At 71.1% G+C, this 19,053-nt stretch carries 16 protein-coding genes; 6 read left to right on the top strand and 10 right to left on the bottom strand.

Going from position 1 to position 19,053, the window contains the following annotated elements; genetic code table 11:
- Positions 1–173 precede the first annotated feature (173 nt).
- From ACZ4Z1_RS17790 to ACZ4Z1_RS17775, 4 genes are all read right to left on the bottom strand, one after another.
- A complete protein-coding gene (locus ACZ4Z1_RS17790; RefSeq protein WP_030021954.1) occupies positions 174–602 on the bottom strand; it encodes a Fur family transcriptional regulator in 429 nt (142 codons plus the stop codon).
- Between the two features lie 97 nt (positions 603–699).
- Positions 700–1,608 (bottom strand): metal ABC transporter permease, encoded by a 909-nt coding sequence (locus ACZ4Z1_RS17785; RefSeq protein ID WP_468487522.1) that lies wholly within the window; start codon positions 1,606–1,608, stop codon positions 700–702.
- A gap of 16 nt (positions 1,609–1,624) precedes the next feature.
- The gene (locus ACZ4Z1_RS17780) at positions 1,625–2,398 is read right to left on the bottom strand and encodes a metal ABC transporter ATP-binding protein (protein ID WP_468487521.1); all 774 of its coding nucleotides are present in this window, start codon (positions 2,396–2,398) and stop codon (positions 1,625–1,627) included.
- 67 nt (positions 2,399–2,465) lie between these two features.
- Entirely contained in the window at positions 2,466–3,461 is a 996-nt protein-coding gene (locus ACZ4Z1_RS17775) for a metal ABC transporter substrate-binding protein (RefSeq protein ID WP_468487520.1), read from the bottom strand.
- A 200-nt stretch (positions 3,462–3,661) separates the two neighbouring features.
- Between ACZ4Z1_RS17775 and ACZ4Z1_RS17770 the strand changes: the two genes are divergently transcribed.
- On the top strand, positions 3,662–5,044 hold the full coding sequence (locus tag ACZ4Z1_RS17770; RefSeq protein ID WP_030675633.1) for a glycine--tRNA ligase: 1,383 nt from the start codon (positions 3,662–3,664) through the stop codon (positions 5,042–5,044).
- Between the two features lie 106 nt (positions 5,045–5,150).
- On the opposite strand, the gene ACZ4Z1_RS17765 is transcribed toward ACZ4Z1_RS17770, so the two are convergent.
- The gene (locus ACZ4Z1_RS17765; RefSeq protein WP_468487519.1) at positions 5,151–5,558 is read right to left on the bottom strand and encodes a hypothetical protein; all 408 of its coding nucleotides are present in this window, start codon (positions 5,556–5,558) and stop codon (positions 5,151–5,153) included.
- A 176-nt stretch (positions 5,559–5,734) separates the two neighbouring features.
- Between ACZ4Z1_RS17765 and ACZ4Z1_RS17760 the strand changes: the two genes are divergently transcribed.
- Positions 5,735–6,946, top strand: a complete 1,212-nt coding sequence (locus ACZ4Z1_RS17760; protein WP_468487518.1) for a sensor histidine kinase — start codon at positions 5,735–5,737, stop codon at positions 6,944–6,946.
- 20 nt (positions 6,947–6,966) lie between these two features.
- Positions 6,967–7,599 (top strand): response regulator, encoded by a 633-nt coding sequence (locus tag ACZ4Z1_RS17755; RefSeq protein ID WP_468487620.1) that lies wholly within the window; start codon positions 6,967–6,969, stop codon positions 7,597–7,599.
- 5 nt (positions 7,600–7,604) lie between these two features.
- Here ACZ4Z1_RS17755 and ACZ4Z1_RS17750 read toward each other — a convergent pair whose 3' ends face one another.
- From ACZ4Z1_RS17750 to ACZ4Z1_RS17735, 4 genes are all read right to left on the bottom strand, one after another.
- The gene (locus tag ACZ4Z1_RS17750) at positions 7,605–8,201 is read right to left on the bottom strand and encodes a Uma2 family endonuclease (protein WP_468487517.1); all 597 of its coding nucleotides are present in this window, start codon (positions 8,199–8,201) and stop codon (positions 7,605–7,607) included.
- A 74-nt stretch (positions 8,202–8,275) separates the two neighbouring features.
- Positions 8,276–8,860, bottom strand: a complete 585-nt coding sequence (locus ACZ4Z1_RS17745; protein ID WP_468487516.1) for a TetR/AcrR family transcriptional regulator — start codon at positions 8,858–8,860, stop codon at positions 8,276–8,278.
- Between the two features lie 112 nt (positions 8,861–8,972).
- Positions 8,973–9,980, bottom strand: coding sequence for an aldo/keto reductase (locus ACZ4Z1_RS17740; protein WP_468487515.1), 1,008 nt, complete (start codon positions 9,978–9,980; stop codon positions 8,973–8,975).
- Between the two features lie 162 nt (positions 9,981–10,142).
- The gene (locus tag ACZ4Z1_RS17735) at positions 10,143–11,600 is read right to left on the bottom strand and encodes an MFS transporter (protein WP_468487514.1); all 1,458 of its coding nucleotides are present in this window, start codon (positions 11,598–11,600) and stop codon (positions 10,143–10,145) included.
- Positions 11,601–11,701: 101 nt separating this feature from the next.
- Between ACZ4Z1_RS17735 and ACZ4Z1_RS17730 the strand changes: the two genes are divergently transcribed.
- Positions 11,702–12,592 carry a helix-turn-helix transcriptional regulator gene (locus tag ACZ4Z1_RS17730; RefSeq protein ID WP_468487513.1) on the top strand — a complete coding sequence of 297 codons (891 nt, stop codon included), beginning with the start codon at positions 11,702–11,704 and terminating at the stop codon, positions 12,590–12,592.
- Here ACZ4Z1_RS17730 and ACZ4Z1_RS17725 read toward each other — a convergent pair.
- Positions 12,565–14,043 (bottom strand): MFS transporter, encoded by a 1,479-nt coding sequence (locus ACZ4Z1_RS17725; protein ID WP_468487512.1) that lies wholly within the window; start codon positions 14,041–14,043, stop codon positions 12,565–12,567. The two genes, ACZ4Z1_RS17730 and ACZ4Z1_RS17725, sit on opposite strands and share 28 nt — an antisense overlap.
- A 204-nt stretch (positions 14,044–14,247) precedes the next feature.
- Here ACZ4Z1_RS17725 and dusB point away from each other — a divergent pair, with 204 nt between their 5' ends.
- Together dusB and ppdK are read left to right on the top strand one after the other, a co-directional pair.
- Positions 14,248–15,375, top strand: a complete 1,128-nt coding sequence (dusB, locus tag ACZ4Z1_RS17720; protein ID WP_468487511.1) for a tRNA dihydrouridine synthase DusB — start codon at positions 14,248–14,250, stop codon at positions 15,373–15,375.
- Positions 15,376–15,805: 430 nt separating this feature from the next.
- The gene (gene ppdK, locus ACZ4Z1_RS17715) at positions 15,806–18,544 is read left to right on the top strand and encodes a pyruvate, phosphate dikinase (protein ID WP_468487510.1); all 2,739 of its coding nucleotides are present in this window, start codon (positions 15,806–15,808) and stop codon (positions 18,542–18,544) included.
- Positions 18,545–19,053: the final 509 nt, after the last annotated feature.

Raw genomic sequence — 19,053 nt, 5'->3', positions numbered from 1 at the left:
ATGTTCTCGACCCGCCATTCCCCCCACCCCCCCCCCCCCCCCCCTCTCCCTCCTCCTCTGTTCTTTTTCCTTCTTTTTCCTCCCCCTCCCCCCCCCCCCTCCTCTCCCCCCCCCCCCCCCCCCCCCCCCCCCCCCCCCCCCGCTTCCGTATGCCGCTGCCGGTGCGCTCCGCGTCAGGCGGAGCCGGCGGCCGCCTTGGCCGCGCACTCACCGCACGTACCGAAGATCTCGATGGTGTGCCCGACGTCCTGGAAACCGTGCTCGGCGGCGATCTGGTCCGCCCACTTCTCCACGGCCGGGCCCTCCACCTCGACGGCCTTGCCGCAGTTGCGGCACACCAGGTGATGGTGGTGGTCGTCGGTGCTGCACCGCCGGTAGACGGCTTCGCCCTCGTTGGTCCGCAGCACGTCGACCTCGCCCGCGTCGGCGAGGGACTGCAGCGTCCGGTAGACGGTGGTCAGCCCGACCGAGTCCCCCCGGTGCTTGAGCATGTCGTGCAGTTCCTGCGCGCTGCGGAACTCGTCCACTTCGTCCAGTGCCGCTGCCACGGCGGCCCGCTGCCGCGTCGACCGGCCGCGCACCGGAGATCCAGCGCTCGCCACCGTTGCCTCCCTAGGTCTCGGGACGTCCCCCTGCACATCAGTCCGGCCATTGTGCCAGGTGATGACCGGAGCCCGGGTGCAACGCTTACGCAGATGCCTACCCCTTGGCCCCTTGCACGCTGACATCGTCGCCGGGGGAGCGGCTGCCGGGGACGTCCAGAGTGCACTGCCTGGCGGCCTCGGCTGCGGCCCGCGCGCGCTTTCTGGCCAGCGGGGCGGCCAGCGCAGCCATCAGCGCGAAGACCGCGATGGCCAGCAGCACGATGCTCGCGCCGGGCGGCACGTCCACGTAGAAGGAGAAGACCGTACCGGAGAGGGTGACCACGACACCGATGGCGACGGCCAGTGCGAGGGTCATCGCGAAGCCGCGGGTGGCCTGCTGCGCGGCGGCCACCGGAACCACCAGCAGCGCGCTGACGAGCAGCAGGCCGACGGCGCGCATCGCGACCGTGACGGTGAGCGCGGCGGTGACGGCCAGCAGCAGGTTCAGCCACCGCACGGGCAGGCCCATGACGCGGGCGAACTCCTCGTCCTGGCAGACGGCGAACAGCTGCCGGCGCAGGCCGAGCGTGACGGCCATCACGAAGGCGGCCAGCACGCAGGTGACCGTCACGTCCTCGGCGGAGACGCTGGTGATCGAACCGAAGAGGTAACTGGTGAGGTTGGCGGTGGAACCGCCGGGCGCCAGGTTGACGATCAGCACGCCGCCGGCCATACCGCCGTAGAAGAGCATCGCCAGCGCGATGTCCCCACGCGTACGGCCCTTGGAGCGCACCAGCTCCATCGCGATCGCGCCGAGCGCGGCGACCAGTACGGCCATCCACACGGGCGAGGTGCGCAGCAGGAAGCCCAGCGCGACACCGGTCAGCGCGACGTGGCCGATGCCGTCGCCCATGATCGCCTGGCGGCGCTGTACGAGGTAGATGCCGACGGCCGGCGCGGTGACGCCGACCAGGAGGGCGGCGAGCAGCGCGCGCTGCATGAAGGCGTAGTTCAGGAGGTCCATGTCAGGTCAGTCCGTCTCAGGTCAGCAGCCCGGTCCGGACCGGCTCGGCGGCCGGGTCCGCGTGCGGGTGGACGTGGTCGTGGCCGGGCAGGGCGTGCTGGCCGACCGCCTCGGGCGGCGGGCCGTCGTGCACCACGCAGCCGTCGCGCAGCACCACGGCGCGGTCGATCAGCGGTTCCAGCGGGCCCAGCTCGTGCAGCACGAGCAGCACGGTGGCGCCCGCCGCGACCTGCCCCCGCAGTGTCTCGGCCAGCACCTCCTGGCTGGCCAGGTCGACCCCGGCCATCGGCTCGTCCATGATCAGCAGTTCGGGTGCGCCGACGAGCGCGCGGGCGATCAGCACCCGCTGGTGCTGGCCGCCGGAGAGCGCCTCGACGGAGTCCCTGGCGCGGTCCGCCATGCCCACCAGGTCCAGCGCCCGGTGGACGGCGTCCCGGTCGGCTCGGCCGGGCCACTTCAGCTTCGTACGGGCCAGCCGGCCGGAGGAGACGATCTCGCGCACGGTGGCGGGCACGCCGCCCGCCGCGGTGGTGCGCTGCGGGACGTACCCGATGCGCGCCCAGTCCTTGAACCGGCGCTGCGGGGTGCCGAACAGCTCCAGCTCGCCGCTGGTCAGCGGCACCTGGCCGACGACCGCGCGGACGGCGGTGGACTTTCCGGAGCCGTTGGCGCCGAGCAGGGCCACCACCTCACCGCGCCGTACGGTCAGGTCGACGCCGCGCAGGACGGGGCGTGCGCCGAGCGCCGCACCCGCCCCGCGCAGCGATATGACCGTGTCCTGGTCCTTCATGGCCGCATCCTCCCGTCGTGCCGTACGTGCTGGTCCCGCCGGTCCGCCGGCCGCGCCGTCCGCCCGGTCACTTGGCGCCGAGCGCCTTCTGCAGCGCCGCGAGGTTGGCCTCCATGACCTGGATGTAGTCCTTGCCCTGGGACTTCTCGGTGATCCCCTCGATGGGGTCGAGCACGGCGGTCTTGACGCCGAGGTCCTTGGCCAGGGTCTTGGCCATCTGGGGACTGGTCAGCGTCTCGAAGAAGATCGTGTTGACGTGGTGGTCCGCGGCCAGCTTCTGCAGTTCCTTCATGCGGCTGCCGCTGACGTCGCCCGACTCGGGGTCGATGCCGTTGATGGCTTCCTCGGTCAGGCCGTAGCGCTCGGCGAGGTAGCCGAAGGCGGCGTGGGTGGTGATGAAGGTGTCCGACTTCTTGTTCTTCAGCCCGTCCTGGAACTTCTTGTTCAGGTCGTTCAGCTTCTTGACCAGGTCGTCGGTGTTACGGGCGTAGTCCGCCTTGTGCGCGGGGTCGGCGTCCGCGAGGGTCTTGCCCACTCCCTTGGCGACCTGGGCGAATTTCACCGGGTCGAGCCAGATGTGCGGGTCGTTGGCGTCGGCCTCGTGGCCGTGGTCGTGGCCCTCGTGACCGTGCTCGTCGTGGCCGGTGCCGTTGTCGCCGGTGGTGTGGTCGTGGCCGTCGACCTCCGAGCCGTGCTTCGTCAGCTCGGTCAGGGACGCCGCGTCGACGGTGTGCTCGACACCGGACTGCTGGACGGCCTTGTCGACGGCGGGCTGGACGCCCTTGAGGTAGACGATCGCGTCGGACTCGCCGAGGTCGGCGATCTGGTGGGGGCTGAGTTCCAGGTCGTGCGGCTCGGTGCCGGGCTTGGTGAGGTCGGTGACCTGGACGTGGTCCTTGCCGATCTCCTTGGCGAGGAACTCCATCGGGTAGAACGACGCCGTCACGTCGAGCTTGCCGTCGGCCTTGCCCCCGCCGGAGTCGGAGCAGGCGGAGAGGGCCAGCATGCCGATCACGGAGGCTCCGGCGATGACGGCGGCGGGTATGTGACGTCGTACGTTCATGACACTCATTTTCAACAAAAGTGGAAACGATTGTCAACAAGGGGGTCCGGAGCGGACGGGCGGCGAACCGATTTGATCCGGGGGGCAGGGCCGCCGGTAACCTGAGTCATTCGCCCGTACGCTTCCCGGCCACCACCCCTCCAGGAGGCGCCAGGGCGCCGCTCCTATTAATCGTTCGTCGTCGCAATGAAGAGAGCACCGTGGCCGCCGACAAGATCGACACAATCGTCAGCCTGAGCAAGCGCCGTGGCTTCGTATACCCGTGCAGTGAGATCTACGGCGGCCAGCGCGCCGCCTGGGACTACGGTCCCCTCGGCGTGGAGCTCAAGGAGAACATCAAGCGCCAGTGGTGGCGTTCCATGGTCACCTCGCGCGACGACGTGGTCGGTATCGACTCGTCGGTGATCCTGGCGCCCGAGGTCTGGGTGGCCTCCGGCCACGTCGCGACCTTCACCGACCCGCTCACCGAGTGCACCGCCTGCCACAAGCGGTTCCGCGCCGACCACCTCGAAGAGGCGTACGAGGCCAAGCACGGCCGCCTCCCCGAGAACGGCCTCGCCGACGTCAACTGCCCGAACTGCGGCAACAAGGGCCAGTTCACCGAGCCCAAGCAGTTCTCCGGCCTGCTCTCCACCCACCTCGGCCCGACCCAGGACAGCGGCTCCGTCGCGTACCTGCGCCCCGAGACCGCGCAGGGCATCTTCACCAACTTCGCCCAGGTCCAGCAGACCTCCCGCAAGAAGCCGCCGTTCGGCATCGCGCAGATGGGCAAGTCCTTCCGCAACGAGATCACGCCCGGCAACTTCATCTTCCGCACCCGCGAGTTCGAGCAGATGGAGATGGAGTTCTTCGTCAAGCCGGGCGAGGACGAGCAGTGGCAGGAGTACTGGATGGAGCAGCGGTGGAACTGGTACCGCGACCTCGGCCTGCGCGAGGAGAACATCCGCTGGTACGAGCACCCCGCCGAGAAGCTCTCGCACTACTCCAAGCGCACCGCTGACATCGAGTACCGCTTCCAGTTCGGCGGCTCGGAATGGGGCGAGCTGGAGGGCGTCGCCAACCGCACGGACTACGACCTGTCCTCCCACTCCAAGGCGTCCGGCCAGGACCTGTCGTACTTCGACCAGGAGGCCGGCGAGCGCTACACCCCGTTCGTCATCGAGCCGGCGGCCGGTGTCGGCCGCGCGATGCTCGCCTTCATGCTCGACGCGTACAACGAGGACGAGGCGCCGAACGCCAAGGGCAAGATGGAGAAGCGCACGGTGCTGCGCCTCGACCCGCGCCTGTCACCGGTCAAGGTCGCCGTCCTGCCGCTGTCCCGCAACCCGCAGCTCTCGCCGAAGGCCAAGGGCCTCGCCGCGGACCTGCGCAAGAACTGGAACATCGACTTCGACGACGCGGGTGCCATCGGCCGCCGCTACCGCCGCCAGGACGAGATCGGCACGCCGTTCTGCGTCACCGTCGACTTCGACACCCTGGACGACAACGCGGTCACCGTGCGCGAGCGCGACACGATGAAGCAGGAGCGGGTGTCGCTGGACCAGATCCAGTCGTACCTGGGCGGGCGTCTGCTGGGCTGCTGACGCCGTTCGGTTCTTCACAGGCCGGCCGGGCCGGGATCTCCCGGCCCGGCCGGCCTGTGTGCTGAGGCCGGGACATCGCGGCCCGGCCGGCGTCCGAGGCCGTCTTTCACCGTCCCGGCCGCACGGCGAGCGCCCCGCAGAGCACCGCCAGCGGCAACTCCGCCCCGACCGCCATGACCGCGGCACCCAGCAGCTCGCTCCCCGGCCCGGCCGTCGCCACATCGACGCACGCGTCGGCGAGGAGCAGCACCGCCGCCACCGCCGCGGCGGCCCGGTGGCCCGTCCGCCCGGTCATCAGCCGGGTACCGGCGGCCAGCAGGCACGCCGCCTCCGTCGCGTCCAGCGCCACCCACGCCGCCGCCTCCGCGGGCGGCAGCGTCCCCGCCAGGTAGCCCATCCACGGCAGCAGGGCCAGCCCGGCACCGGCCAGGACGCGGCCCGCCCACGTACGACGGCTCGCCGCCAGGGCGAACGGGCGGGTGCCGCAAGGGGAGTTGAGGGCGAGGAGCGCCATGAGTGTGCCTCTTCCGGGGTGGGCGAACCCGGCCTTCGGGCTCGGGTTCCACTCTTCCGGCGGGGGTGGCCACGGTCAGTAACGCCGGTGTCCGACTTGGGGTGGCACCAGTTGCACCTCCGGTGCGGACACTGCCTTCATGGCCCGCCCGCCAGGCCGCCGCATACCGTTTGATCATGACCATCCCACCGCGGCTGCGCCGTGCGCTCGTACGGCTGCGCCGCGACCTCCTGTTCATAGGCGCCGGGCTGCCGCTGCACGCCGTACCGCCGCTGCTGTGCCTCTGGGTGTTCCTGCACCTCAAGGACATCCTGGGCCCGGCGACCGACTTCGGAACCCTGGGGCTGCCGATTCCGGCGGGGCTGCTCGCCCTCTCCGCCTACGGCGTCACCGAGGCCCAGCGGTGGCGGTTCCGGTCGCTGTGCGGCGTGGACCTGCCAAGGTTGCGCTGGCGTGAGGGGAAGCGGCAGTGGGCCTACAACTGCCTGATCGGCCCGCTCTTCGGGGCACTCGAACTGCTCCTGCTGGCGGTGCTGGGAGCGGCCCTGGCGGCGGCGGCCAGCCCGGTGTGGATCTTCGCGGTGGACTGGCGGTGGCGGGTGGAACACCACGGGTACTCCACCCAGACCGGGTACGCCGCGGCCGCGGGCCTGCTCGTGCTGGCCGCCGTACCCGCCCTGGCCGGCGGCCTCGTACGGCTGGAGAACGCCGTCGGCCGGGCCGTGCTCCATGTCAGCCACTCCGAGGAACTCCGGCGGCGCGTCGACGACCTGACGGTCAGCCGGGCCGGCGCGGTCGACGCCGCCGACGCCGAACGGCGCCGTATCGAGCGGGACCTGCACGACGGCGCGCAGCAGCGGCTGGTCGCGCTCGCGCTCAACCTGGGGCTGGCCAAGGCCACGCTCAAGGACCTGCCACCCGAGGCGCAGCAGGTCATCGACGAGGCCCACCGCGAGGCCAAGGAAGCCATCGAGGAACTGAACAGCCTGGTGCGCGGCCTGCACCCGGCCGTGCTGGACGAACTCGGCCTGGACGCCGCCCTGTCGGGCCTCGCGGCCCGGGCGCCGCTGCCGGTGCGGCTGTGGACGGACCTGCCCGTCCGGGCCGCGCCCGCCGTCGAGGCGGTCGCCTACTTCGTCGTCTCCGAGGCCCTGAACAACGTGGCCAAGCACGCGGAGGCGACCCGGGCGGAGGTGACCGCGACCCGCTTCGGGGAGATACTGCGGGTGGTCGTCACCGACGACGGGGGGGGCGGTGCCGATCCGGCCCGGGGGAGCGGCCTGAAGGGGCTCGCCCAGCGTGTGCGCTCCGTGGACGGGACGTTCCGGATGAGCAGCCCCGTCGGGGGCCCGACCGCCATGACCGTGGAGTTGCCGTGCACGACCTGACGCCCGCCGTACGCCGCGCCGTGATCGCCGAGGACTCCGTCCTGCTGCGGGTCGGCCTGGTGAAGGTGCTGGAGGCGGCCGGTTTCGAGGTGGCCGCCGAGGTCGGTGACGCCGAGGCGCTGGTGGCGGCGGTGGACGAACACCGCCCTGATCTCGCGGTGGTGGACGTACGGATGCCGCCCGGCTTCACGGACGAGGGGGTGCGCGCGGCGCTGGAGATCCGGGAGCGGTGGCCGGACACGGCCGTATTGATGCTGTCGCAGTACGTGGAGGAACGGTACGCCGCCCATCTGCTCGCCTCGAACACCAGCGGTATCGGCTATCTGCTCAAGCAGCGGGTCGCGGACGTCGAGGAGTTCATCGAGGCGCTGCGCCGGGTCGCGGACGGTGGCACGGCACTGGACCCGCAGGTGGTGGCACAGCTGCTCGTACGGCGCCGCAGCGATCCGCTGGAGCGGCTGACCGAACGCGAACGGGAGGTCCTGGCGCTGATGGCGGAGGGACGCTCCAACGCGGGCATCGCGGGAGCGCTCGTGGTGAGCGAGTCGGCGGTGGCGAAGCACATCAACAACATCCTGGCCAAGCTGGACCTGCCGAGGGCGGACGCGGATCATCGGCGGGTGCTGGCGGTGTTGCGGTTCTTGGGGGTGTGAGGGGGTCAGGGCCGGACGAAGTCCGTAGTGTCCAGGACACAGTCGAAGGGCTCAGGGATGCGGAGCTTGTCACCGAACGGCACAGTGCGGCGCTTGGTGTAGCCATCTCCGGAGGGTTCCCAGAACACGATCGCGTGTTGCTCCTGCATGTCCAGGAGCAGGTACACCGGCACACCGGCGCGCCCGTACACAGGAAGTTTGTCCTCCCAGTCCGCGCCACGTGTCGATGTGGAGGTCAGCTCGCCGACGAGTGAGAGCGCTTCGCCGTCGAGGAAGGTGGCGTCGGTGTCGAACGCGCTCGCAGCGGCGACGTAAAGGTCTGGCCCGTAGCATCGGTCCTGGCCCGGGAACGCGACCAGGCTAGGAGCGCTTGCGATGAGGTGTCCGTCAGGGGCGTGTGGCCTCAGTTGTGCCTCGACCGACAGCATGACGGGCGTGTAGTAGAGCTTCGACCACGGCGACATGACGATCTTTTCCCCGATGATTTCCGCCCGGTAGCCATCGGGCACGTCCATGCTCAGGACGGTGCGGCACAGCTCCTGGAAGGCTGCCGAGCCGTGGGGAACGTCTATGATCTTCGGTCGTTCGAGCATCACTGTCATGATGCACCCTCCCCGCGAAGTGACCCAGTCAACACTCAGCGTAACGGGCATCGCCGACAGTCGCCGCCGTTACGTCAACCCCGCAACCCCCGCAACACCAACTCCACCACCGCCCCCAGCGCCTCCTCGATCCCCGGCCGTGACCACTCCGCCGCGTAGTGCGGATCGTGGAAGCGGCCGGTCGCGTCGAAGACGGCGCGTGCCAGGGTCGCCGAGTCGCCCGGCGCGAACGCTTCCTGGCCGATGCCGTCGAGGATGATGGCCGCCAGCTGGCCGGTCAGGTCGGCGACGTGCTGTTCCACGACGCCACCGCTCTCGCCGACCAGCGTCATGTAGGTCGCGAACAGTTCGGGGTCGTCGCCCGCCTTGTGCCGCTTCGCGGCGAACAGCGTGTGCACCCAGCGGCGCAGCCGCTCCGGCGCCGGGCCGTCCTCGGTGACGACGGCCCGCAGTTGGCCGCTCGTCCGGTCCAGCCAGCGCTGCGTGACCGCTTCGCGCAGCGCCGTCTTCGTACGGAAGTGCCGGTAGACGCTGCCGTGGCTGACGCCCAGCGCGCGCGCCACGTCGACGACAGTGGCCTTGGCCGGGCCGTAACGGCGCAGCACGTCCTCGGTCGCTTCGAGGATGCGTTCGGGGGTCAGGGTCTCGGCTGGTGGCATGGCGGGCGTACGGGCCTTTCGGTCGGGGGCGCCGCGCGGGGCGTCCTGGTACGGACGCGGAGGCGTCCTTCCAGGGACGGTACCCGCACGGTCCCCGCCCGTGCCCCGATGGTCAGCGCTCGCTGTCCAGGAGGGCCATCTGGTCCGTCGGGTAGCGGTCACCGGCCGCGGCGCCGGCCGGGACGGCGCGCTCGATGGCCGCGAGGTCGCCGGCGTCCAGCGTGACGTCCAGCGCGCCCAGCGCCTCCGTCAGCCGGTCCCGGCGGCGGGCGCCGACCAGCGGCACGATGTCCTCGCCCTGGGCGAGCACCCAGGCGATGGCGGTCTGCGCGACCGTGACGCCCTTCCGTTCGGCGATCGTGCGCAGCGCGTCGGTCAGATCGAGGTTGCGGTGCAGGTTCTCGCCCTGGAAGCGCGGGCTCGCGGCGCGGAAGTCGCCCGCGTCCAGCTTGCGGTCGCGCGTGAAGTGGCCGCTGAGCAGGCCGCGGGAGAGCACGCCGTACGCGGTGATGCCGATGCCCAGCTCGCGCGCGGTGGGCAGGATCGCCTCCTCGATGCCGCGGGAGATGAGCGCGTACTCGATCTGGAGGTCGGCGATGGGGGCGACGGCGGCGGCCCGGCGCAGGGTGTCCGCGCCCACTTCGGACAGGCCGATGTGCCGTACGTGACCGGCCTCGACCAGTTCGGCGATGGCGCCGACCGTCTCCTCGATCGGCACGGCGGGGTCGAGGCGGGCGATCCGGTAGATGTCGATGTGGTCGGTGCCCAGGCGCTGGAGCGAGTACGCGGCGAAGCTCTTCACTGCGGCGGGGCGGCCGTCGAAGCCGATGAAGTCGCCTTCGACGGTGCGCTGGGCGCCGAACTTCACGCTGGTCAGCGCCTGCTCGCGGCGGGCCGCGGGGGCGGTGCGCAGCGCCTCGTTGATCAGCAGTTCGTTGTGGCCCATGCCGTAGAAGTCGCCGGTGTCCAGCAGGGTGACGCCGGCTTCGAGGGCCGCGTGGATGGTGGCGACGGACTCGGCGCGGTCGCCCGGGTCGCCGTACAGGGCGGACATGCCCATGCAGCCGAGGCCGAGGGCCGAGGTCTGCGGGCCTGTGGTGCCGAGGGTACGGGTCTGCACGGGTGCTCCTCAGAAGCGGAGGGGGTGGGTGGAGGGCCGCCACGTGCCGCGGTGGACGCGGCACGCGCGGCGGCGCCCCTCAACCATGGCATGAGCGATGACAGATTTCAATATCTGTCATTCGGTCTTCGTGTGGCCCCGCCCGCACCCCGAACCCGCGCCCTACCGCACCGTCCGCGGCAGCCGGAATGTGAGCCCCGCGTTGAGCCCCACCGTCGCCAGCTGCGCCAGGAGCGCGACGATCAACGCGTTCTGCACGCCCAGCGACGGCAGCAGCGTGAGGAAGAGCGTGCCGAGCGTCGCGACGCCCAGCGCCAGACCGGCCTGCTGGGTGGTGACCATCGCGCCGCTGCCCACTCCGGCCTGCGCCGCCGGCAGCTCGCTGAGGACGATCCGCAGCAGGATCGGCAGGACCAGGCCCTGGCCCACGCCGAGCACCGCCATCGCCGCCGCCAGAGCGGGCGCGGACACGCCGGGCCACTGCGTACGGAAGACGAGCGCCAGCGCCAGCAGCCCGGCGCCCTGGATCAGCGACCCGGCCAGCACCACCCGCCGCCCGAAGCGGGCCACCAGCCGCGGCCCGGCCAGCGACGCGAAGAAGAACGTCACGCACAGCGGCGCGAGGGCGAGCCCGGCCGCCAGCGGCCCGTACCGCAGGCCGTCCTGGAGGGCGACGGCCAGCACGAACATGAAGCCGCCGAAACCCAGCGAGAACGGCAGGATCACGGCCAGACCGCTGCGTACGGAGCGCAGGCGCAGCAGGGACGGCGGGACGAGCGGGGTGCGTCCCGCCTGTTCGGCGCGCCGCTCCACGACGACGAACGCCGCGGCGGCGAACGGGAAGACGGCCGGCAGCAGCCAGGACCACACCGGCCAGCCCGCCGCGCGGCCCTCGGTCAGCGGCAGCAGGAGGCTGACCAGCGCGGCGGCCAGCAGCGCGGTGCCGGGCACGTCGACCCGGCTGGGATGCGGCGAGCGGGTCTCCGGCACGCTGCGCAGCGCGAGCACCAGCGCGACCGCGGCGATCGGCACGTTGACCAGGAAGACCGCGCGCCAGCCGGTCCCCGCCAGGTCGGCGGCGACCAGCAGCCCGCCGAGCACCTGCCCGACGGCGCTGGCGACACCGGCCGTACCGCCGTACAGGCTGACCGCCTTGGCCCGGCGCGTCCCGCTCGTCGTGGCCTGGATGGTGGCCAGCACCTGCGGCAGCAGCAGCGCGGCCGCCGCGCCCTGGGCGACGCGCGCCGCGACCAGCGTCCAGGCGTCGGGCGCCAGTCCGCAGGCGAGCGAGGTGAGCCCGAAGGCGGCCAGCCCCCACAGGTACAGGCGCCGCCGGCCGACCATGTCGCCGAGCCGGCCGCCGACGACGAGGAGCACCGCGTACGCGACGCCGTAGCCCGCGACGACCATCTCCAGCAGGGCCGGGCCCGCGCGCAGGTCGCGGTCGATGGTCGGCAGCGCGACGTTGACGATGAAGAAGTCGATCATCGGCAGGGCGGCGCCGAGCAGCACGGTGACCAGGCCGAGCGTGGTCAGGGCGGGGTGGGTGGGACGGGTGGGACGGGGGGCCGCGGACTCCGGGGCCCGTGTGGGGACGGTTCGTACGTCGGTATCGCTCACAGGGACGACGATCGTCCGCCGCCCAGAGGGGTACCAGAGTCTCCTTATCCTGGTACCGGCGCTACCTGGCAACCCGCTGAGCACTCCGGCATCCTGAGTTCATGACCGCCACCATGCCGGAGAGAACGCCGCGGAGCACCGGGCCCGCGCGGACCGACGGTGACGTCCGGCGCGGCGAGCTGGCCGCCTTCCTGCGCAGCCGCCGCGAGCGGATCACCCCGGAGCAGGTCGGCCTGCCCCGCGGCACCCGCCGCCGTACACCGGGCCTGCGCCGCGAGGAGGTCGCCCATCTCTCCGCGGTCGGCGTCACCTGGTACACGTGGCTGGAGCAGGCCCGCGACATCAAGGTCTCGCCGCAGGTGCTGGACGCCGTGGCCCGCGCGCTGCTGATGGACCGGGCCGAGCGCGGCCACCTCTTCGCGCTGGCCGGCGCGACCGATCCGGTGCGCGGCCAGGAGTGCACGGGCGTACCGCTGCCGATGCGGCAGATGCTCGACCGGCTGACGCCGTTCCCCGCCGTCGTGCAGAACAGCCGCTTCGACATCCTCGCGTACAACAGCACCTACGGGCGGCTGCTGTGCGGCCTGGACGCGCTGCCCGAGGAGGACCGCAACTGCCTGTGGCTGGCGTTCACCAACGAGGAGTGGCGGGCGAGCCTGGTGGACCTGCACGAGACGCTGCGCGTGATGGCCGCCAAGTTCCGCGCCTCCATGGCGGGCCATGTCGCCGAGCCCGCCTGGAAGGCGATGGTGGCGCGGCTGGAGGCGGCCTCACCGGAGTTCCGCGAGATCTGGGCGCGGCAGGAGGTCGTACGGCCGGTGAGCCAGTCCAAGCTCTTCCGCCACCGGGAGGTCGGCCTGCTGCGGCTGTCCTCCACCGGCCTGTGGACGGGCCCCAACCACGGTCCGAAGATGCTCACCTACACGCCCGACGACGAGCAGTCGCACGAGCGGCTGGAACAGCTTCAGGCCCTGATCCGTGCCGAGGACTGACCGCCGGGCCCCTGCGGCGGGGCCTGCGCGTCCGGTGCGGCCTCCAGCCGTTCCGCGGTACGGCGGGCGGTTCCGCGCGCCCAGCGGCCGGTGGTCAGCGCGCCCAGCAGCATGACGGCCGCGCCGCACCCGGCGATGATCCACCAGGCGGGGCGGCTCGCCTCGACGAACCGGCTGCCGGCGGCGGCGCGGGTGCCGCCGGCCAGTACGGCGCCGATCACCGCAACGCCCAGCGAGCCGCCCACCTGCCTGCTGGTGGAGGCGATGGCCGCGGCCACACCCGCCTGCGTACGGGGCATCCCGGAGACCGCGGTGTTGGTGATGGGCGCGTTGACCAGCCCGAAGCCGACGCCGAAGAGCACGTACCCGGTGAAGAGCAGTGGTGTGCTGGCCTCCGCCTCGAAGCCCGCGAACAGTACCCCGCTGGCCGCCATCGTCAGCCCGGCCAGCAGCAGCGGCAGCCGTGGGCCCACCGAGCCGACCAGCCGTCCGGACAGCGGCGCGAAGACCAGCGTCATGCCCGCCATCGGCAGCATGTAGAGCCCCGCGTCCAGGGCGGACAGGCCGCGTACGTCCTGGAGGTAGAGCGTGTTGACGAAGAGGAAGCCGCTGAGCGCGGCGAACGCGCAGACCGCCACGACCGTGGCGCCGCTGAACGGCGCGCTGCGGAAGAACCGCAGGTCGATGAGGGGATCGGTGCGGCGCCGCTCGTACAGCAGCAGCCCGGCGAGCGCGGCGGCGGCCGCCACGGCGAAGCCGAGGATCAGCGGCGAGGTCCAGCCGGCCGCCGGCGCCTCGATGATCGCGTACGTCAGCGCGCCGAGCAGCACGATCACCAGCAGCTGGCCGACCGGGTCGACGCGGCGCGGCCTGGGCGCGCGCGACTCCGGCACGTACCGCATGGTCAGGAAGAGCGCGAGCGCCCCGATGGGGACGTTGAGCCAGAAGATCGCGCGCCAGTCGACGGTCTGCGTCAGCAGCCCGCCGACGATCGGCCCGGCCGCCATGCTGATGCCGACCACGCCGCCCCACACGCCGATCGCGCGGGCCCGCTCCTTGGGCTCGGTGAAGGTGTTGGTGATGATCGACATGGCGACGGGGTTGAGCATCGAGCCGCCGACGGCCTGCACCATACGGAACGCCACCAGGCACTCCAGGTTCGGCGCCAGGCTGCACAGCAGCGAGCCGAGCGAGAAGACCACCAGGCCCGCCTGGAAGACCCGGCGGCGGCCGAGCCGGTCGGCGGTGGAGCCGGCCAGCATCAGCAGCGAGGCGAGGACCAGGGTGTAGGCGTCGATCGTCCACTGCATCCCGGAGAGAGAGGTGTCCAGGTCCTTCTGCATGGACGGCAGGGCGACGTTCAGGACGGTGTTGTCGAGGCTGACGATCAGCAGGCTCATGCAGCAGATCGCCAGGACGAGCAGGCGCCGCCGGTGACTCGGCTCGGACATAGGTGAACGGTACAACGAACGAGGGCCGACGGCTCCGGCACGGCCGCCGCCCGGGTGTGCGCCAGCAGGCACGTACGGCTCCGGTGCGGTCCGCCGCCCGGGTGCGTGACGACGCAGACCCACGGCTCCGGCAAGGCCGCCGCGCGAGTGCGCGACAATGGGAGGTCGCCCCGTCCACCGACCGTCGAAGGAAACCCGCTCCCCATGACTCAGCTGCAGATCGGCCCGCACGCGGTGCAGCCGCCCGTGGTCCTCGCGCCGATGGCCGGGATCACCAATGCCCCCTTCCGGACGCTGTGCCGGGAGTTCTCGGGCGGCAAGGGCCTGTTCGTCAGCGAGATGATCACGACGCGGGCGCTGGTCGAGCGCAACGAGAAGACCATGCAGCTGATCCATTTCGACGAGACGGAGAAGCCGCGTTCCATCCAGCTGTACGGCGTCGATCCGGACACCGTCGGCAAGGCCGTCCGCATGATCGCCGAGGAGGACCTGGCCGACCACATCGACCTGAACTTCGGCTGCCCGGTGCCGAAGGTGACCCGCAAGGGCGGCGGCTCGGCCCTCCCGTACAAGCGCCACCTGCTGCGCTCCATCCTGCGTGAGGCGGTCACCAACGCGGGTGACCTGCCGGTGACGATGAAGATGCGCAAGGGCATCGACGACGACCACATCACCTACCTCGACGCGGGCCGGATCGCGGTCGAGGAGGGCGTCACGGCCATCGCGCTGCACGGCCGGACCGCGGCCCAGCACTACGGCGGCACGGCCGACTGGGAGGCCATCGCCCGGCTGAAGGAGGCCGTGCCGGAGATTCCGGTACTGGGCAACGGGGACATCTGGTCGGCGGACGACGCGCTGCGGATGGTGCGCGAGACCGGCTGCGACGGGGTGGTCGTGGGGCGCGGCTGCCTGGGGCGGCCGTGGCTCTTCGGCGACCTGGTGGCCGCCTTCGAGGGCACCGGTACGTACGCACGGCCCACCCTCAAGGAGGTCGCGGCCGTGATGCTGCGGCACGCCACGCTGCTGGGGGAGTGGCTGGGGGACGAGGCGCGCGGTGTCATCGACTTCCGCAAGCACGTCGCCTGGTACACGAAGGGCTTCTCGATCGGCTCGGAGTCGCGCAAGAAGCTGGCAATCGCCTCGTCGCTGGACGAACTGGACGCTCTGATGAGCGAGCTGGATCTCGACCAGCCCTGGCCCGCAGGGGCCGACGGGCCGCGTGGCCGCACATCTGGCCGGAACCGGGTGGTCCTGCCGGACGGCTGGCTGGACGACCCGTACGACCGTGCGGGTGTCACGGCCGACGCGGAACTGGACACTTCGGGCGGCTGAGGAGCAAACGAGATGCGCGGGGCCGGGTGGAAGCCCGGCCCCGCGGCTTTCGGCAGGTCCGATTCCGGGTCCGCATGGCGGGACCGGGGGCCGCACAACGGCGTGATTCTCGCCACCCTTGATAGGGGTCGCGCTCAGATGAGCGTTTTGCAGGGGAGTGCACCTCTCCAATGGGTGGCACTCGGTGCCACCCCTCCCGTGTTCGCGTGATCAAGCGAATGTCGCGCCCTGTAGCCGTACGGCCCGCGGACGCTCGCTGTGCGCCACCTTGCCTTCGAGACTTGAATGCGCGTCTCCGCCCATCCCGACTTTCGATCTGCTGGCGGACGACGGGTTACAGGCGTATGTCGACCGAGTGGACGTACCCAGACGCCTTCGATCTGGGTATGTTCCTCGCCGTCAGGGCAGCCCGCGGCGAGGAGAGAGTCCCGTGCCGGAAACACAAGATCCCCACGTAACCCCGTCCGAGCCTTCGAAGTTCGTCTACGACTTCACCGAGGGCAACAAGGACCTCAAGGACCTTCTCGGCGGCAAGGGCGCCAACCTCGCCGAGATGACCAACCTGGGGCTTCCCGTTCCGCCGGGGTTCACCATCACCACCGAGGCGTGCAAGGTCTACCTGGACAGCGGCCAGGAACCCGCGGCACTGCGTGCCGAGGTCAGCGAGCACCTCGAAGCGCTCGAAGCGACCATGGGCAAGAAGCTCGGCCAGGCCGACAACCCCCTTCTCGTATCGGTGCGTTCCGGGGCGAAGTTCTCGATGCCCGGCATGATGGACACGGTGCTGAACATCGGTCTGTCCGACGCGTCGGTTTCCGGCCTCGCCCAGCAGGCCGGTGACGAGCGCTTCGCGTGGGACTCCTACCGGCGCCTCATCCAGATGTTCGGCAAGACCGTGCTCGGCGTGGACGGCGACCTCTTCGAGGAGGCGCTGGAGGAGGCCAAGCGGGCCAAGGGCGTACGCGTCGACGTGGACCTCGACGCGGCCGACCTGAAAACCCTCGTCGGGCAGTTCAAGGACATCGTCTCCAAGGAGACCGGCCGGGACTTCCCGCAGGAGCCCCGCGAGCAGATGGACCTCGCCGTCCGCGCGGTCTTCGACTCGTGGAACACCGACCGCGCCAAGCTCTACCGCCGCCAGGAGCGCATCCCCGGCGACCTCGGCACGGCCGTCAACATCTGCTCCATGGTCTTCGGCAACCTCGGCCCGGACTCCGGCACCGGCGTCGCCTTCACCCGCGACCCCGCCAGCGGCCAGCAGGGCGTCTACGGCGACTACCTGCAGAACGCGCAGGGCGAGGACGTCGTCGCCGGCATCCGCAACACCGTGCCCCTCGCCGACCTCGAAGGCATCGACAAGCCGTCGTACGACGAGCTGATGCAGATCATGGAAACGCTCGAAACGCACTACAAGGACCTGTGCGACATCGAGTTCACCATCGAGCGCGGCAAGCTGTGGATGCTCCAGACCCGCGTCGGCAAGCGCACCGCCGGCGCCGCCTTCCGCATCGCCACCCAGCTCGTCGACCAGGGCCTGATCGACGAGGCCGAGGCGCTCCAGCGGGTCAACGGCGCCCAGCTCGCCCAGCTGATGTTCCCGCGCTTCGACGAGAACGCGAAGACGCAGCAGATCGGCCGGGCCATCGCCGCCTCGCCCGGCGCCGCCGTCGGCAAGGCCGTCTTCGACTCCTACACCGCGGTCAAGTGGTCCCGCTCCGGCGAGAAGGTCATCCTGATCCGCCGCGAGACCAACCCCGACGACCTCAATGGCATGATCGCCGCCGAGGGCATCCTGACCTCGCGCGGCGGCAAGACCTCGCACGCCGCCGTCGTCGCCCGCGGCATGGGCAAGACCTGTGTCTGCGGCGCCGAGGAGCTGGAGGTCGACACCAAGCGCCGGTGCATGACCGCGCCCGGCGGCATCGTGGTCGAGGAGGGCGACGTCGTCTCCATCGACGGCTCCTCCGGCAAGGTCTACCTCGGCGAGGTGCCCGTCGTGCCGTCGCCGGTCGTGGAGTACTTCGAGGGCCGTATGCACGCCGGCGCCGACGACGCCGACGAGCTGGTCAAGGCCGTGCACCGGATCATGGCGTACGCGGACCGGGTGCGCCGGCTGCGCGTACGGGCCAACGCCGACAACGCGGAGGACGCGGCCCGCGCCCGCCGCTTCGGCGCCCAGGGCATCGGCCTGTGCCGCACCGAGCACATGTTCCTCGGTGAGCGCCGCGAGATGGTCGAGCGCCTGATCCTGGCCGACACCGACGCCGACCGGGAAGCCGCCCTCGGCGGTCTGCTGCCCCTCCAGAAAGCCGACTTCGTCGAGCTGTTCGAGGCCATGGACGGGCTCCCGGTCACGGTCCGCCTCCTGGACCCGCCGCTGCACGAGTTCCTGCCCGACATCACCGAGCTGTCCGTACGCGTCGCCCTCGCCGAGTCCCGCAAGGACGCCAACGAGAACGACCTGCGCCTGCTCCAGGCCGTGCACAAGCTGCACGAGCAGAACCCGATGCTGGGCCTGCGCGGCGTCCGCCTCGGCCTGGTCATCCCCGGCCTGTTCGCCATGCAGGTACGGGCCATCGCGGAGGCAGCGGCCGAGCGCAAGAACGCCGCCAAGGGCGACCCGCGCGCCGAGATCATGATCCCGCTGGTCGGCACCGTGCAGGAGCTGGAGATCGTCCGCGAGGAGGCCGAGCAGGTCATCGCCGAGGTCGAGAAGGCCCATGGCGTGGACCTCAAGCTCACCCTCGGCACGATGATCGAACTGCCCCGCGCGGCGCTGACCGCCGGCCAGATCGCCGAGTCCGCCGACTTCTTCTCCTTCGGCACCAACGACCTGACCCAGACGGTCTGGGGCTTCAGCCGCGACGACGTCGAGGCCAGCTTCTTCACCGCCTACCTGGAGAAGGGCATCTTCGGCGTCAGCCCGTTCGAGACCATCGACAAGGACGGTGTCGGCTCGCTGGTCCGCAGCGCCGCCGAAGCCGGCCGCGCCACCCGCCCCGACCTCAAGCTCGGCGTCTGCGGCGAACACGGCGGCGACCCGGAGTCGGTGCACTTCTTCCACGAGGTGGGCCTGGACTACGTCTCCTGCTCCCCGTTCCGCATCCCGGTCGCCCGCCTCGAAGCGGGCCGCGCCGCGGCGGAGTCCCTGGGCAGCGACAGCCGCTGACCCGGCAACAACCGTAAAACCAACCGGAGTTGGCGTCAGTTCACCACGACCCTCACCCTGACGCCGGCTCCGGAACCCGACGAGGGCGGCACCTGTGCGGAGGTGCCGCCCTCGCTTTTCTCCGGACTCCCCCCTCGGGAGCTGCCGTCAGCCATGTCGGCCTGGTTGACGGCCTTCCACGGCAAATGCTGAGCGGTCGGTCATTGCCTCGTCACCCCCCACGGGATCGAGCAATCCGTTCCATTCGCACTGCCGTCGAATTGAGTTACAGCTTTCCCTGAACGCCGTGTTGGCGCGACCCCTTTCAACTCTGGCCAAAAGGGCGTGGTGACAGGCTGTGTCTGCGTGCATACTCAGATGGCCGGGGGTCGACTAGGAAGCATTGGTGGGGGTTCGGTGCTACGCGTCCATTTCAGTGGACCGGATCTGGCCCGGGTGCGCATCGGTGCGCGCCCTGACGTGCTGTGGGAGACCGTTTTAAGTTTTCACCGACTGCGCGACCGGCGGCC

This window comes from Streptomyces sp. NPDC030165 (genome assembly GCF_055573595.1).
This window is presented reverse-complemented; position numbering and strand designations above follow the sequence as displayed.